Source organism: Kitasatospora sp. NPDC088861 (assembly GCF_044750105.1).
In the GTDB taxonomy this organism is placed as follows: Bacteria; Actinomycetota; Actinomycetes; order Streptomycetales; family Streptomycetaceae; genus Kitasatospora.
Genome location: NZ_JBIVJF010000037.1, coordinates 1 through 13,068 on the forward strand (window position 1 = coordinate 1; position 13,068 = coordinate 13,068).

Consider the following 13,068-nt stretch of genomic DNA (forward strand, 5'->3'; position numbering starts at 1 on the left):
ACACGGACCCGGCCGCCACGAGATCCTGAAAACGAGTCCGTGCCGCAAGAACCAAAGCCGGACAGTTGGGGGGAATCCCCTATCGAACACCCTCTAAGGGGTGCCCGATGCGGTCGTCGCGATGCCGCCGTCCACCGGGATGACGGTGCCCGTGAGGTAGGACCCGGCCCGGCTGGCGAGAAACACGGCGACACCCGCCATGTCGTCGTCGCGGCCGATCCGGCGCAGAGGGGCCGCCGCCGCGATCGTGTCGCCGACGGCATCGAGCGTGGACGCCGTCATCCGCGACGGGAACACTCCCGGTGCCACCGCGTTCACCGTGACGTGCTGCGGGCCCAGCTCCCTGGCAAGCACCCTGGTGAGTTGATGGAGTGCCGCTTTGCTGCTGGCGTACGAGTAGTTGGGCGACTGGGCGACGTGGATGGCGGCGATACTGCCGATGTTGATGATCCGCGCGGGATCATCGGCGGTGCCCGCCCTGCGAAGTGCGGGGAGCAGCGCCTGCACCAGCCAGAACGGCGACTTGAGGTTGAGGTCGATCACCGCGTCCCAGGCCTCGTCCGGGAACGTCGCCAGCGGCTCGCGCCACATCGCTCCCGCGTTGTTGACAAGGATGTCCAGGCGTTCCGAGCCGACCTGGACAAGATCGGCGAGGCGCTGACACTCGTCGTGCCTGGACAGGTCGGCGGGGATTGCTCGAACGTCGCCGAATTCGGACAGCAGATGCTGTGCCTCCGCGCACGCGTCTGCCTTGCGCGAGCTGATGACGACGCGGGCGCCCGCCTGGAGAAGGCCGCGCGCTATCATCAGCCCGATTCCCCTGGTGCCGCCGGTGACAAGGGCGTACTTCCCACTCAGATCGAAAAGTTCCGCGTGAGTGGTGAATTGGTTGTCCGCCATTGGTCTCCGTCTGTTCTGTCGTGGAAGAATTCGCCGACACGGTCGCACATTCGGGGCAGCTGAATTGAACCGATGGGGTTGAAGCTGCGGTGTGTGTCCATGGTGACAGGCGTTTTGAACGTCTGGGAGACCCTGGTGATACAGGTACTGTGAGAGCCCCCCTCGCCTGATGCGCTGACCCCGGCACCCGCTCCCACCGCCGAGTTCGGGGCCGTCGGGGGCGTCGAGCCACCGCAGGCCGTGCCCCGCCAGGCTCGCCCACCGTCTGGGCAGATGTGGCTCAGCGACGGCTCGTCATCCAGAGCGACACCGTCAGGCGCCGCCGCCCCGGCCCGGGTCGGCGACGCCATCGAGGGACTTCAGCTGGCGCCGAATTCGCCGGTGCGGACGGCGGTGACGAAGGTCTGCCAGGCGGCGGAGGGGAAGAGGAGGGCCGGGCCGTGGGGGTCCTTGGAGTCACGGACGGGCATGACGCTCGGGAAGCCGGGCGCGACCTCGACGCACTGACCCCCGTCGGAGCTGTGGGAGGACTTGACCCAGTGGGCAGAGGACAGATCGGGGCGGAAGCTCATGGTGCCAGTTCCTTCCGGATGCTCTGATCACGGCCAGGGACTCGGCCCTGGGCGGCGCGTCTACCTGAAGACGATCGTATCTCCTGCGCCACGTCACGACAGTGGCCCGATCGCGTTCGAGGAAACCCCGGTGCAGTGTCTCGGTGTACCCGAGTTGGGTGTTGTCCCCGACGGTCAGCAGCGTGACGGCCGAGCGGAACGACCGGTGGACCCCCATGGTGAAGGGGACGACCTGCACCAGGACGTTCGGCAGCCCTTCTGCCAGGTCTTCGAGCCGCTGGAGCTGTTCCGCCATGACGGCGGGGCCGCCGAGTCGCCATCGAAGAGCACTCTCGTCGAGGGCGACGAAGACCAGGGGCGAGGGTGTGCGTTCCAGGAACTTCTGCCGGGCCATGTCGGATTCGACACCCTGGAGTTGAGCGTCGCCGTCCCGCCCGTCACGCTTGCCGAGGCCCTTCCGCTGGCCGCCGAGCACACCGCCCTCTGCCCCGACCTCGTCTTCCAGGGCGCCGGCACTCTGGCCGCCTACGCCGAACGCCTCGTCGCCTCCCACCAGTGGTCGTTCTGGTGGGACTGACCCGGCACCCGTTCCCGCTGCCGAGTTCGGGGCCGACGAACCCCGTCGGCCTGCAAACGTCAGGCGACGTCAGCTGGTGCCGAATTCGCCGGTGCGGACGGCGGTGACGAACGCCTGCCAGGCGGCGGAGGGGAAGAGGAGGACCGGGCCGTCGGGGTCCTTGGAATCGCGGACGGGCTGCACATCGGTGAAGCCGTTGGCGACCTCCACGCACGTGCCGCCGCTACCGCTGTATGAGCTCTTCCTCCAGCCGGTGTCAGTCAGGTCGACATCCATTCAAAGTCCCTCCGTACCGCGCGGATCATGGCCACCGAGTCGGCCTGGCTCATGGCTTCGACTACGAGCCGATCGTAGTCGTCGGCCAGCGCAGCAATCGTCTCAGTATCTCGATCGATGTAGCCTCGCTGCTCGATCTCGCCGTAAGAGAGCATTTTGCGTCCTGGCATGGTAAGGAGGTGCACCAGGCGCGTGAACGGCCTGTCCTCGCCTAGCGAGTACGGGGCCACCTGGATGATGATGTTGGGCTGCTTGGCGAGATGTTCGAGGTGGAGCAGCTGCTCGATCATGGTGTCGCGGCCGCCAATGGGCCGCCTGAGGCAGCTCTCGTCCATCACCGCGTGCAGAAGTGGTGGCGAAGTGCGGGCGTGGATGTTTTGTCGGGCGAGCAGGAATTCGATTCGCTCCTGGGCCTGTTCTGGTGTGACGGTTCCTCGTCGGAGATTGCCCTGCTCCCAAGCGGTTGCGTATGCCCGGGTCTGTAGCAGTCCTGGAATCACGTTGATTTCGAAGAGCTTGATCTTCTCTGCGCGGGCCTCGTAGTTCGCGTACTCGGGGAAGCCCGGCACCAAAGCTGTGTGGCGGAGCTGCCAGTACATCAGCAGCAGGGTCCCGCCCGTCTGCAGGATCTCATCGGCCTTGGTAGCAAACTTCTCACTCGGCGGGCGCTGCGCAAGTTCGACGAACGAGACGTAGGACGGGTGGACACCGATCCTGCGCGCGAGCTGTTCCTGCTTGAGGCCCATCGCCATGCGTGACCTGCGAAGTTGGATCCCGAAGGCGGCCCACGGGGATGACTTCGGGTCAATTTCCTTGATGTTCACCATGGCTGCTCCAACTCTCAGTGCTACCGAGGTCAAGTCGTCTACCGCTTCCGATGCTAGGTGATGTCGGGCCACCATGTGTACGGAACGTGAAACGCTGATTGCGGAAGGTTATTTCCATGGCCGATACCCAGGTTCCCCGCCTCCATGGCTACGGCGTGCGCTGGGACACCGGGGCCCGCCTCTACCGGGTCCGCAACGAGGTCACCCGGGAGTGGCTGCGTCAACCGGACGGTGAGCTCGGCGGGTTCGGCTCCTTCTCCGAGGCCTGGAGTGCCTGGCGCGTCTTCGAGGTCCACAAGCGGCCGGGGGAGTGAGCGTGTCCTCGATGCTCTCCCGCGCGACCGCCGACCAGCGGCGCCAGGCGGCCGACGTCCTCGACGACCTGACCACCGTCCTCGCCCTGAGTGGCGTCACGTTGCCGTCCATCGAGGTGGATTGGGAGCACGGCCGCAGGACCGGCTGCTACCTGATCAGCCTGGGCTGCGCCCGCCCGTTCGAACTCCTGCGGGTCGTCGACCTGTTGCGCAAGGGCCTGCGCTACGAGCGCCTGACGCGTGACGGCTGAACTCCTGGTCCGCCTGCTGTGGTGGGCGGGCTTCTCCCTCGTACTCCTCGCCGCCCTCAGGAAGTGAACCGCCCGATGCAAGACCCCCGCCTGCTCGCCAAGCCGCCCGTGTGCCGGCTCGGCTGCCTCGTCCTCGTGCGCAACCCGCGCGGCGACGTCCTGCTCGTCGACCCGGACTACATGGACGGCCTCCTCCTCCCCGGCGGCGCCGCCCAGCCCAGCGAGCCCCCCAACCTCGCCGCCGCCCGCCACCTCCACGCCGAGACCGGCCTCAACCTGCGCCTCGCCGACGTCCTGGCCGTCGACTTCACCCCGGCCGACCGCCACCTGGAGCGCCTCAACCTGGTCTTCGACGGCGGCACCGTGCGCGACGACGTCCGCCTGACCGTCCCGCCGCAGCACCGCAGCGGCCTGTTCGGCGCCCGCTTCGTCCCCGTCCGCCGGCTCCCCGACGTCATGGCGCCCTCCCAAGCCGCCCGCGTCAGCGAGGCGTTGGCGGGCCGCGCGCTGCCCGTCCTCCTCCACGGACAGCGCGCGACCTGATCGGCACCGCCGGGTTGGGGTCGGCGCCCACATCGGCCCAGTCGGTGACGCGTTGGGCGCTTCGGCAGCGAGAAGGGGCGGGCGCCAGGCGCCCGCCCCTTCTCGTTCAGCTGCGGTCAGCTCCAGGGGTTGGCCGGCTGGTCGCTGATGGCGGTCCAGAAGCGGGTGCCGGCGGGCAGGGTGCCGTTGGCCCACAGGCCCCAGCCGTTGGCGTCGTGGAACTCGGCCATCCGGAAGCCGGTGCCGAAGTAGCCGGCGCAGAGCTGGTCGGCGGCGGCCCGGCTGGTGAGCTGGCTGCCGGAGGTGGGGATGGTGGCCTTCACCTCGCCGCCGGCCCAGCTGTGGTAGCCGCTGGTGGGCACGCCGGCGGGGGCGGGGCGGCCGTCCTGCTTGAGGCACAGCACGGGCAGCTGCGCGGTGGCGGGGGTGTCGCCGCTGTACGCGTTGCTGCTGTTGTCGTTGCCGACGTGCACGACGTTGTCGGCGCGCTGCTCAAGGGTGGCCCAGGTCATGCCGTTGTGGGTGGCGACGCCGCCGAACAGGGCCTCGTAGGTGTTGCGGGCGATGTCCCACTCCTGGTACCCGCCGTAGTTGCAGTCGAACATGTAGAGCCGCCAGCCGCCGCCGATCCTGTGCTCGGTGTTGTCCAGGCACTGGGAGGTGGAGATGTTCTGCAGCCGTATCCCGAGCAGGCCGTAGCGCGGCGTGCTGTCGGCCGCGGTCCACGGCGTGACCCGCCACATCTGCGAGGTGTCGTTGGCGTAGCACTGGACGCCGGAGGGGGTGCTGTCGGCGGTCAGGCAGGAGCGCTGGTCGGCGGCGTTGTTGACGGTGTAGACGCTCGGCAGGCCCGGGACGGGCTTGAACACCCACTGGCCCGGGTTGTCGGACGGCGCGCAGGGGTGCAGACCCTGTCCGCCCCATATCGCGCCGTTGGGACAGCGCTCGGACTTCTGGTTGAACAGGACCGTCGAGGGGGTGTCGGCCGAGGCCGAGCCGCCCGGGACCAGCACCAGGCCGGTCAGGGCGAGCGCGATGCCGAGGACGATACGCCGGACTAGCGAACGCACAGTGCTCTCCAAGGAGGGGAGACGACGAGGGGCGGCGGCCGGTCCGGAGGGCCCCCGGGCCACCCGGTCCGTCCGCCGCGGTCAGCTTGTCAGCGCGCGATCAATCGCCGGTATCCCAGTTTCCTGGGGGTCGTTCGACACCCGACTGGTCAGGGGCGCGGCCAGGGGCGCCCGTCGAGGTGCTCGATGTCGGTGTTGAAGCGGCGCAGGTAGGCGGCGAAGGTGGTGACGTCCTGGGCGGACCAGCCGGCCATCACCCGGTCCAGGGCCTCCACGTGGGCCTCGCGCTCCTCGTCGAGGCGGCGGTCGCCCTCGTCGGTGAGGCGGAACTTGCGGGCCATCCCGCCGTCGGGGTCGGCGATCCGCTCGACCAGGCCGGCCCGGGTCATGGCGGCGGTCTGCCGGTTGAGGGTGGAGGCGTCGAGGTTGAAGGCCTCGCTCAGCTCGCCGATGGACATCGGGCCCTGGATGCGGATGCGGCTGAGCAGGATGTACGCGCTGCGCTCCAGGGTGCTGCCGCGCGGGCGGGCGGCGGACTGGCTCAGGTAGTGGTGGCGGCCGAGCACCATGTACTCGAACTCGACCAGGTCCGTACGTTCGCCCATGCCGTCGTCCTTCGCCCTTCACCCTCATCGCCGCACCGCTGACCTGCGGGTTTCGCGGGCCTTGTCCAGTATGGCAAAGGGGTGTGACGGCGTGACCCGGCCATGTAGTGTGCTCGATGCACATAATATGCACGATACACATTCCGTTTCCGAGGAGCCCGCCATGGACGGCCCCCAGCCCGGCGGCACGACCGCCCCGACCGCCGGCACCGCCCCGACCGCCGGCACCGCCCCGACCGCCGGCACCACCCCCACCACCGGCATCGTCGCCACCCTCGCCTTCACCGGCACCGTGGCCGCGATCATGCAGACCCTGGTCACCCCGCTGATCGGCGAACTGCCCCGACTGCTGCACACCGCGCCGTCCAACGCCTCCTGGGCGATCACCGCGACCCTGCTCGCCGGCGCCGTCTTCGTCCCGATCAGCGGACGCCTGGGCGACCTGCTGGGCAAACGCCGCATGCTCCTGGCCTGCTGCGTACCGCTGTTCATCGGATCGGTCCTGTGCGCCCTCGCCTCCGCGGCCGTACCGATGATCATCGGCCGCGGCCTCCAGGGCATGGGCATGGGCGTCGTCCCGCTCGGCATCAGCCTGCTGCGCGAAGTCCTGCCGCCCGAACGCCTCGGCTCCGCCATCGCCCTGGTCAGCGCCTCGATGGGGATCGGCGGCGGCCTCGGCCTGCCGATCGCCGCCGCCGTCGCCCAGTACGCCAGCTGGCGGGCCCTGTTCTGGGGCGCCGCCGCCCTCACCCTCGTCGTCGCCGCGATGATCCGCTTCCTCGTCCCCGCCCCCGCCCGGCGCCCCGCCGGCGGCCGCTTCGACCCCGTCGGCGCGGCCGGCCTGGGCGCCGGACTGGTCTGCCTCCTGCTGCCCGTCTCCAAGGGCGCCGACTGGGGCTGGACCGACCCCCTCACCCTCGGCCTGTTCGCCGCCGCCGCCGTCCTGCTCCTCGCCTGGGGCCGGTGGGAACTGCGCTGCCCCGAACCGCTGGTGGACCTGCGGGTCACGGCCCGCCCCCGGGTCCTGCTGACCAACGCCGCATCCGTCCTGGTCGGCTTCGGCATGTACGCGCAGGCGCTGATCATCCCCCAGCTGCTCCAACTCCCCGAGGCCACCGGCTACGGCCTGGGCCGGTCGATGCTGGCCATGGGCCTGTGGATGGCGCCCTCCGGCCTGATGATGATGGCCGTCTCACCACTGGGCGCACGCCTGTCGGCCGCGCGCGGCCCCAAGTTCACCCTGGTCGCCGGCTCCCTCGCGATCGCCGCCGGATACGGACTCTCGATGGTGCTCATCGGCTCCACCTGGGGCGTCCTGGTCGTGACACTGGTGTGCAACAGCGGCGTCGGCCTGGCCTACGGCGCGATGCCCGCACTGATCATGAGCGCCGTGCCGCTGTCCGAGACGGCGTCCGCGAACAGCTTCAACACCTTGATGCGCTCGCTCGGCACCTCCGTCTCCGCCGCCGTGGTCGGCGTGGTCCTCGCCCAGCTGACCACCACCCTCGGCGGCCACACCCTGCCCTCGGAGAGCGGCTTCAGGGTCGGCCTGCTGATCGGCTGCGGCGTGGCCCTGGCCGCCGCCGCGGTCGCCGCCACCATCCCCGTCCCGCCCGCCGGGGCCGCACCCGCCACTACCCACCCGGCACCCGCCGCCAAGGACACCGCCACGACCTGACCACCCAACCCGCCACGACCTGACCACCCGCCACGACCTGACCACCCGCCAGCCCGCCCCCGGCACCCGCCGGGGGCAGCCGCGCTACGTACCCCCTACCGATCCGCGACGGATTCGCCCCCACCACCCCCACCCGTACCGTCGGAGACCACGGACACCGGACCAACCCCCAGGAGAACAGCGATGACCGCCTACGCGATGGCCCAGGTCCACTCGGTCGAGTTCGGCCCCGACATCGTCGAGTACCTCCAGCGCATCGACGCCACCCTGGACCCCTTCGACGGCCGCTTCCTCATCCACGGCGACCGGATCGAGACCGTCGAAGGCACCTGGGGACAGGACCTCATCCTCATCGAGTTCCCCGACCACCAACGCCTGCGCGCCTGGTACGACTCGCCCGCCTACCAGGAGATCCTCCCGCTGCGCACCCGCCACATGGCCGCCGACGTGGTCTTCGCCCGGGGCGTGCCCGCCGGCTACCGCGGCGCCGACGCCCTCAAGCACTGACCGGCCCGGGGGCTCAACGCCCCTGCGCCCGCTCGCGCCACCACCGCACCGTCGCCTCCACCTGCTCCTCCGGCGCGGTCGCGCGCACCGCGAAGGCGGCCTCGTAGGCGGAGGAGTCCACCACGAACGGGCGGTCGAACTGGTAACGGACCTCGCGCAGTTCACGCAGCAGCGGGGAGAACAGCCCCGCCGCGCCCAGCAGCGCCTGCGGGAGCCGGCGCACCGCGACCGGTCCGACGCCCGCCTGCGCGGCCAGCCGCTCCACCATCGCGCGCACCGGCAGCGCGGGGGCCGTCGGCACGTGCCAGGCCCGCCCCCAGGCCCGCTCCTCGCCCGCGACCTCGGCCAACGCCCGCGCCACGTCCGGCAGGTACGTCCAGCTGTGCGGCGCGTCCGGGTCGCCGAGCACCGCGATGTTCCGGCCCTTCAGCAGGCCCGGCATCACCCGCGAGGCCAGGTGCCCGCCGTCCGTCACCCCGGGGCCGAAGAAGTCCGAGGCCCGCACCTCGACCGCCCGGATCCGCCCGGCCCCGTGCAGCGCCCGCGCCTGCTCCCACGCCGCCGCCCGCACCCGCCCCTTGGGACCGGCCGCGGCCAGCGGCAGGTCCTCGGTCATCGGGCCGCGCACCGGCCCGTAGCCGTAGAGGTTGCCGAGCATGACCAGCACCGCCCCGGTGGCCTCGGCCGCCGCGCACAGCGAGGAGGCCAGCGCCGGCCACCGCGCCGCCCACTGCGGCAGCGGCGGCGCCGCGCAGCCGTAGATCGCCGCTGCGCCGCGTGCGGCCTCCGCCAGCCGCGCGCGATCGCCCGCGTCCAGCGCCACGTGCTCGATTCCGGGCACCGGGGCCCCGCCCCGCGCGGGGCTCCCCGACCTGGTGACGACCCGTACGGCGTGCCCCTGCCCGGCCAGCAGGCGGGCGGTGGCGGCCCCGGCGGGCCCGTATCCGACAACCACGTGGAAGCTCATCCGCCCCACCCTAGGGTCTGGGGCCGCGGGTGCCGCGGGTGCTGCGAGGGTGCGGTGCGGGCGACAGCAAATACTTGGTATGGCAACCGTAAAAGACGATCTATGCTGGCGGGCGTTCACAATCTCTCCGCACAACGCAAGGTACTGAATGAAGCTGCCCCGGGTGTCCGCCGTCGTCGCGGCCGCCGTCCTGGCCCCCACCGTCCTCTTCCCGTCGATGGCCTCCGCCGCCGACAACCCCCAGCCGGCCGGTGTCTCCGGACCTGACACCGCGTCCAAGGGTGCCGAGGACCAGGGGACGGGCCAGGAGGAGCACGACCGCGCCGAGGTGCGGCGCATCCTCGCCGACAAGGAGAGCGGCCCGGGCGTGCGCGAGGCGGCCCAGAAGGCGCTGAACGGCACCGCCGCCGACCTGCGGCACTTCCTGGACGTCGAGCTCCACGACCAGCGCGTGATCGACAACCGGGTGAGGGCCTACCAGGTCCTCGCCGTCGGCGGGCCGGCCGTCAAGAAGGCCGCCACGGCCGCCCTGCGGGGCGGCACCGCCGAGGACGTCGCGAAGTTCCTCAAGGAGGGCCAGTTCATCGCCCGTGCCGAGGACGAGGACCGCGCCAAGGTGCAGGGCATCCTCGACGACAAGGAGACCGGCCCGGCCGTGCGCGCGGCGGGGGAGAAGGCCCTCGCGGGTACCGCCGCCGACGTGCGGCACTTCCTGGACGTCGAACTCGAGGAGCGGCGTCAGACCGACAACCGGCTGAAGGTCGCCCGGATCTTCGACGGCGCCGGGCCGGCACTGAAGAAGGCCGCCGGGAAGGCGATATCCGGCAGCAACGAGGAAATCCTGGCCTTCCTCAAGGAGGGCCAGTTCATCGCCCGTGCCGAGGACGAGGACCGCGCCAAGGTGCAGGGCATCCTCGACGACAAGGAGACCGGCCCGGGCGTGCGCGAGGCGGGGGAGAAGGCCCTCGCGGGTACCGCCGCCGACGTGCGGCACTTCCTGGAGGTCGAGCTCCGCAAGCAGCGGGCCGACGACAACCGGGTGAAGCTCGCCCAGATCATGGCGGTCGGCGGGCGGGCCGTGTGCGAGGCCGCCAGCCGGGCGCTGGACGGCGGTACCGACGAGGACGTCGTGAAGTTCTTGAAGGAAGGCCAGTTCACGGCCCGTGCCGAGGACGAGGCCCGTGCGAAGGTGCAGGGCATCCTGGACGACAAGGAGACCGGCCCGGGCGTGCGCGAGGCGGGGGAGAAGGCCCTCGCGGGCACCGTCGCCGACGTGCGGCACTTCCTGGACGTCGAGCTTCCCAAGCAGCGGGCCGACGACAACCGGGTGAAGCTCGCCCAGATCATGGCGGCCGGTGGGCGGGCCGTGTGCGAGGCCGCCAGCCGGGCGCTGGACGGCGGCACCGACGAGGACGTCGTGAAGTTCCTGAAGGAGGGCCAGTTCACGGCCCGTGCCGAGGACGAGGCCGCCGCGAACAAGCCAGCCCCGCAGCCGGCCCGGCCCGCCGAGCAGCCGCAGACCGCCACCGGCGCCCAGTTGGCCGTCCAGCCCGCCGCCCTGACCACCACGACGGGCACGACCGCGGGCGCGATCGCGGCGGGCACCACCGCCGGGACGGCCACGGCCACCACGGGCACCACCCGCCCCGGCCAGCTCGCCGCCACCGGCACCGAGGGCCTCGGCTGGGAGGCCGGCGGCGCCGCCGCGGCCCTGGCCGCGGGTGCTGCGCTCGTCGTCGCCTCCCGCCGCCGCTCCACCGAGAGCTGACGCCCCCGAGCGTCCCCGGCCGCCCACGCGTCTGGGGACGCACGTTCAGCCGCGGGGGCGGCGCTCGGCGACCGCCCGGGCGAGGTCCGCGTGCCAGCGGGCCGCGTTGCTGCCGTCCAGCTGGCCCGCGAAGGCGCGCCGCGCGGCCTGCACCAGCTCGGCCGAAGCGTGCGGGTACGCCTCCCAGACCGCCCAGAGCGCGTTCTCGGTGTCCTCGTCCAGGCCCGTGCAGGTGAGCGGTCCGGTCCCGGACAGGGTCTTGGCCAGCACCGCCTCGAAGACCCGCCGCAGCCGCTCGTCGTCTTCGCGCCCGCGGGCGGGGCGCTCAGCCACCATCGCCGCTGCCACCGCTGCCACCGTTGCCACCGCTGCCACCACCGCCATCGCCACCGTCGCCGCTGTCACCGCCGCTCAGGCTCCGGTTCCGGCGCCGGCTGCGCGAGGAGCGGCGCAGCAGGGACCCCGAGGCGAGCGTCACGGACGCCACGGCGCGCACCCAGCGGGGGCCGCCGCGTTCGGCCCACACCACGCACACGCACCCGCCGACCACGATCACCAGGACACCGACCAGCACGGTACCGACCACGCCTCACCCCTCTCCCGTCCATCCCGTTTCCGGGCCGATCCTCTCAAGCCGAGCCCCCCGCCCGCGCCCCCGACCCACCCGAAACCGGGCCGATCCGCCATACAAGTGGACACCAGGCCTGTCCTACAGGGAAGTTGGCGCCGCGCGGGATCCGCTCGACCCGCGCCCCGACCCACCCCCCTGACCTGCGCCCCGCCCCTGCGCCGAGTGCGGTGGCGAGCCCGCCGTGTGCCAGGATGCCGACACCGATCCCCTCGACCGGAGACCTTTCTTGACGATTCACCGCACCACCGCCCTGGCCGCCGCCGCGACCGTGCTCTCCCTCACCGCGCTGACGGGCTGCAACGACGACGCCGCCCCCTCGGCGGCCCAGACCCCCGCCGCCCCGCCGTCCGCTCCGGCATCGGCCCCGGCGTCCGCACCTGCCTCGGCCCCGGCCGAGGCGCCCGCCGGCGGGGTGATCGACCCCGAGCAGGCCCTCGCCCAGGCCGCCCGCACGCCCTACGCGGCCTCCCAGGACTTCCGCACCGAGGGCGGCCCGCTGGTCGCGACCACCACCGGCCGGATCAACCTCAACGGCAAGGTACGCACCGGCCGCCTCACCGAGTCCCTCGGCGCCGGCGGCGATTCGGCGGGCGACCCGGTCGTCGTCACCGAGGACGCGGCGTACATCAAGTCCGGCAGCGGCTGGCGCAAGTCCCCCCTCGCCGACCGGATCGCCGACTACCACGGCTACGCGAAGGCCCTGCTGGCGCTCGGCCCCGCCGCCCGCAAGGGCATGGAGGAGCAGAACGGCGCGCCCGCCTTCCACCTGTCCGGCACGCTCGGCGTGGAGCAGATGCGCGCCGTGGACGCCGAGCGCTACCTCAACCTCAAGCGCATGGGGGTGGCGTCCTTCCAGCTCGACCAGTGGATCGACGCCCAGGGCCGCACCGTGCGCTTCGACCAGCGCGTCGAGATCAGGGGCACCCCGACGCGCACCTACGGCACCTTCCGCGACTTCGGCCCCGTCGAGCCGGTCCCCGCCCCCAACTGACCACCCGAGCAAAGGAGTCCGCCATGGCCAAGGGCCTGTTCGCGACCCTGCACACCACCCTGGGCCCGATCCGGCTGGAGCTGTTCCAGTTCCACGCGCCGAAGACGGTCCGCAACTTCGTCGAACTCGCCGAGGGCACCCGGGAGTACACCGACCCGCGCACCGGCGGGCCCGGCAGCGGCCCGTACTACGACGGCACGCTCTTCCACCGCGTGGTGGCCGGCTTCATGGTCCAGGGCGGCGACCCCACCGGCAGCGGCACCGGCGGCCCGGGCTACGCCTTCGCCGACGAGTTCCACCCCGAACTGCACTTCACCAGGCCCTACCTGCTCGCCATGGCCAATTCCGGCCCGGGCACCAACGGCTCGCAGTTCTTCATCACCGTCGGCACGCCCGCCCACCTGAACCGTCGGCACACCATCTTCGGCCAGGTCGCCGACGCCGACTCCCGGGCCGTCGTCGACGCCCTCGCGGCCGTCCCCACGGACGGCGAGCGCCCCGTGGAGGACGTCGTGATCACCGAGGTCACCGTCGAGCGGCTCTGACGCCTGCCCCGGCAGTCCGGCAGTCCGGCAGCCCTGCGCCCGTCGT

The 13,068-nt window shown here is 71.9% G+C and carries 18 protein-coding genes and 1 pseudogene; 9 read left to right on the plus strand and 10 right to left on the minus strand.

Annotated features, from left to right (window positions below; genetic code table 11):
* Positions 1–93: 93 nt before the first annotated feature.
* The 3 genes and pseudogenes from ACIP37_RS34405 to ACIP37_RS34415 form a co-directional block, all read right to left on the minus strand.
* Positions 94–900, minus strand: a complete 807-nt coding sequence (locus tag ACIP37_RS34405; RefSeq protein ID WP_363586804.1) for an SDR family oxidoreductase — start codon at positions 898–900, stop codon at positions 94–96.
* Between the two features lie 359 nt (positions 901–1,259).
* Positions 1,260–1,472, minus strand: coding sequence for a DUF397 domain-containing protein (locus ACIP37_RS34410; RefSeq protein ID WP_363586805.1), 213 nt, complete (start codon positions 1,470–1,472; stop codon positions 1,260–1,262).
* A gap of 82 nt (positions 1,473–1,554) precedes the next feature.
* A pseudogene (locus ACIP37_RS34415) lies at positions 1,555–1,866 on the minus strand (Scr1 family TA system antitoxin-like transcriptional regulator); the annotation flags it as partial.
* Between ACIP37_RS34415 and ACIP37_RS34420 the strand changes: the two are divergent.
* A complete protein-coding gene (locus ACIP37_RS34420; RefSeq protein WP_363631020.1) occupies positions 1,855–2,049 on the plus strand; it encodes a DUF4253 domain-containing protein in 195 nt (64 codons plus the stop codon). The pseudogene ACIP37_RS34415 and the gene ACIP37_RS34420 sit on opposite strands and share 12 nt — an antisense overlap.
* A 69-nt stretch (positions 2,050–2,118) precedes the next feature.
* On the opposite strand, the gene ACIP37_RS34425 is transcribed toward ACIP37_RS34420, so the two are convergent.
* Together ACIP37_RS34425 and ACIP37_RS34430 are read right to left on the minus strand one after the other, a co-directional pair.
* Complete coding sequence (locus ACIP37_RS34425; RefSeq protein WP_363586806.1) at positions 2,119–2,325, minus strand: DUF397 domain-containing protein; 207 nt, start codon at positions 2,323–2,325, stop codon at positions 2,119–2,121.
* The gene (locus ACIP37_RS34430; RefSeq protein WP_363630957.1) at positions 2,310–3,152 is read right to left on the minus strand and encodes a helix-turn-helix transcriptional regulator; all 843 of its coding nucleotides are present in this window, start codon (positions 3,150–3,152) and stop codon (positions 2,310–2,312) included. The genes ACIP37_RS34425 and ACIP37_RS34430 overlap by 16 nt, the downstream gene beginning before the upstream one ends.
* Before the next feature lie 116 nt (positions 3,153–3,268).
* Here ACIP37_RS34430 and ACIP37_RS34435 point away from each other — a divergent pair, with 116 nt between their 5' ends.
* The 3 genes from ACIP37_RS34435 to ACIP37_RS34445 all read left to right on the plus strand — a co-directional run bounded on the left by ACIP37_RS34435 (position 3,269) and on the right by ACIP37_RS34445 (position 4,260).
* On the plus strand, positions 3,269–3,466 hold the full coding sequence (locus ACIP37_RS34435) for a hypothetical protein (RefSeq protein WP_363630959.1): 198 nt from the start codon (positions 3,269–3,271) through the stop codon (positions 3,464–3,466).
* A gap of 2 nt (positions 3,467–3,468) precedes the next feature.
* Positions 3,469–3,717 (plus strand): hypothetical protein, encoded by a 249-nt coding sequence (locus ACIP37_RS34440; RefSeq protein WP_400812061.1) that lies wholly within the window; start codon positions 3,469–3,471, stop codon positions 3,715–3,717.
* A 75-nt stretch (positions 3,718–3,792) separates the two neighbouring features.
* Entirely contained in the window at positions 3,793–4,260 is a 468-nt protein-coding gene (locus tag ACIP37_RS34445; protein ID WP_400845141.1) for an NUDIX domain-containing protein, read from the plus strand.
* Positions 4,261–4,376: 116 nt separating this feature from the next.
* On the opposite strand, the gene ACIP37_RS34450 is transcribed toward ACIP37_RS34445, so the two are convergent.
* Positions 4,377–5,330: a hypothetical protein gene (locus ACIP37_RS34450; RefSeq protein ID WP_400812065.1), complete on the minus strand. Its 954-nt coding sequence runs from the start codon at positions 5,328–5,330 to the stop codon at positions 4,377–4,379.
* A gap of 149 nt (positions 5,331–5,479) precedes the next feature.
* Positions 5,480–5,935, minus strand: coding sequence for a MarR family transcriptional regulator (locus tag ACIP37_RS34455; RefSeq protein ID WP_363586814.1), 456 nt, complete (start codon positions 5,933–5,935; stop codon positions 5,480–5,482).
* A 163-nt stretch (positions 5,936–6,098) separates the two neighbouring features.
* On the opposite strand from ACIP37_RS34455, the gene ACIP37_RS34460 reads away from it, so the two are divergent.
* A complete protein-coding gene (locus ACIP37_RS34460; protein ID WP_400845143.1) occupies positions 6,099–7,613 on the plus strand; it encodes an MFS transporter in 1,515 nt (504 codons plus the stop codon).
* Positions 7,614–7,796: 183 nt separating this feature from the next.
* Positions 7,797–8,120 (plus strand): DUF1330 domain-containing protein, encoded by a 324-nt coding sequence (locus ACIP37_RS34465; RefSeq protein ID WP_363586816.1) that lies wholly within the window; start codon positions 7,797–7,799, stop codon positions 8,118–8,120.
* Positions 8,121–8,133: 13 nt separating this feature from the next.
* On the opposite strand, the gene ACIP37_RS34470 is transcribed toward ACIP37_RS34465, so the two are convergent.
* Entirely contained in the window at positions 8,134–9,087 is a 954-nt protein-coding gene (locus tag ACIP37_RS34470; protein WP_363586817.1) for an NAD-dependent epimerase/dehydratase family protein, read from the minus strand.
* 148 nt (positions 9,088–9,235) lie between these two features.
* Between ACIP37_RS34470 and ACIP37_RS34475 the strand changes: the two genes are divergently transcribed.
* Positions 9,236–10,855, plus strand: coding sequence for an ALF repeat-containing protein (locus ACIP37_RS34475; RefSeq protein ID WP_400812069.1), 1,620 nt, complete (start codon positions 9,236–9,238; stop codon positions 10,853–10,855).
* A gap of 45 nt (positions 10,856–10,900) precedes the next feature.
* Here the strand turns inward: ACIP37_RS34475 and ACIP37_RS34480 are convergent, their stop codons facing one another.
* Together ACIP37_RS34480 and ACIP37_RS34485 are read right to left on the minus strand one after the other, a co-directional pair.
* Positions 10,901–11,191, minus strand: coding sequence for a hypothetical protein (locus tag ACIP37_RS34480; protein ID WP_400845145.1), 291 nt, complete (start codon positions 11,189–11,191; stop codon positions 10,901–10,903).
* On the minus strand, positions 11,181–11,441 hold the full coding sequence (locus tag ACIP37_RS34485) for a hypothetical protein (RefSeq protein WP_400812072.1): 261 nt from the start codon (positions 11,439–11,441) through the stop codon (positions 11,181–11,183). Before ACIP37_RS34485 ends, ACIP37_RS34480 begins: the two co-directional genes overlap by 11 nt.
* Before the next feature lie 271 nt (positions 11,442–11,712).
* On the opposite strand from ACIP37_RS34485, the gene ACIP37_RS34490 reads away from it, so the two are divergent.
* Together ACIP37_RS34490 and ACIP37_RS34495 are read left to right on the plus strand one after the other, a co-directional pair.
* Positions 11,713–12,477 (plus strand): hypothetical protein, encoded by a 765-nt coding sequence (locus ACIP37_RS34490; RefSeq protein WP_400812074.1) that lies wholly within the window; start codon positions 11,713–11,715, stop codon positions 12,475–12,477.
* Between the two features lie 23 nt (positions 12,478–12,500).
* Positions 12,501–13,022: a peptidylprolyl isomerase gene (locus ACIP37_RS34495; RefSeq protein ID WP_363586821.1), complete on the plus strand. Its 522-nt coding sequence runs from the start codon at positions 12,501–12,503 to the stop codon at positions 13,020–13,022.
* The last annotated feature ends 46 nt before the right edge of the window (positions 13,023–13,068 follow it).

Coding starts and splice junctions, on each gene's coding strand:
- ACIP37_RS34405 (WP_363586804.1), bottom strand. CDS start 900: ATGGCGGACAACCAATTCACCACTCACGCGGAACTTTTCGATCTGAGT.
- ACIP37_RS34410 (WP_363586805.1), bottom strand. CDS start 1,472: ATGAGCTTCCGCCCCGATCTGTCCTCTGCCCACTGGGTCAAGTCCTCC.
- ACIP37_RS34425 (WP_363586806.1), bottom strand. CDS start 2,325: ATGGATGTCGACCTGACTGACACCGGCTGGAGGAAGAGCTCATACAGC.
- ACIP37_RS34430 (WP_363630957.1), bottom strand. CDS start 3,152: ATGGTGAACATCAAGGAAATTGACCCGAAGTCATCCCCGTGGGCCGCC.
- ACIP37_RS34435 (WP_363630959.1), top strand. CDS start 3,269: ATGGCCGATACCCAGGTTCCCCGCCTCCATGGCTACGGCGTGCGCTGG.
- ACIP37_RS34445 (WP_400845141.1), top strand. CDS start 3,793: ATGCAAGACCCCCGCCTGCTCGCCAAGCCGCCCGTGTGCCGGCTCGGC.
- ACIP37_RS34455 (WP_363586814.1), bottom strand. CDS start 5,935: ATGGGCGAACGTACGGACCTGGTCGAGTTCGAGTACATGGTGCTCGGC.
- ACIP37_RS34460 (WP_400845143.1), top strand. CDS start 6,099: ATGGACGGCCCCCAGCCCGGCGGCACGACCGCCCCGACCGCCGGCACC.
- ACIP37_RS34465 (WP_363586816.1), top strand. CDS start 7,797: ATGACCGCCTACGCGATGGCCCAGGTCCACTCGGTCGAGTTCGGCCCC.
- ACIP37_RS34470 (WP_363586817.1), bottom strand. CDS start 9,087: ATGAGCTTCCACGTGGTTGTCGGATACGGGCCCGCCGGGGCCGCCACC.
- ACIP37_RS34475 (WP_400812069.1), top strand. CDS start 9,236: ATGAAGCTGCCCCGGGTGTCCGCCGTCGTCGCGGCCGCCGTCCTGGCC.
- ACIP37_RS34480 (WP_400845145.1), bottom strand. CDS start 11,191: ATGGTGGCTGAGCGCCCCGCCCGCGGGCGCGAAGACGACGAGCGGCTG.
- ACIP37_RS34495 (WP_363586821.1), top strand. CDS start 12,501: ATGGCCAAGGGCCTGTTCGCGACCCTGCACACCACCCTGGGCCCGATC.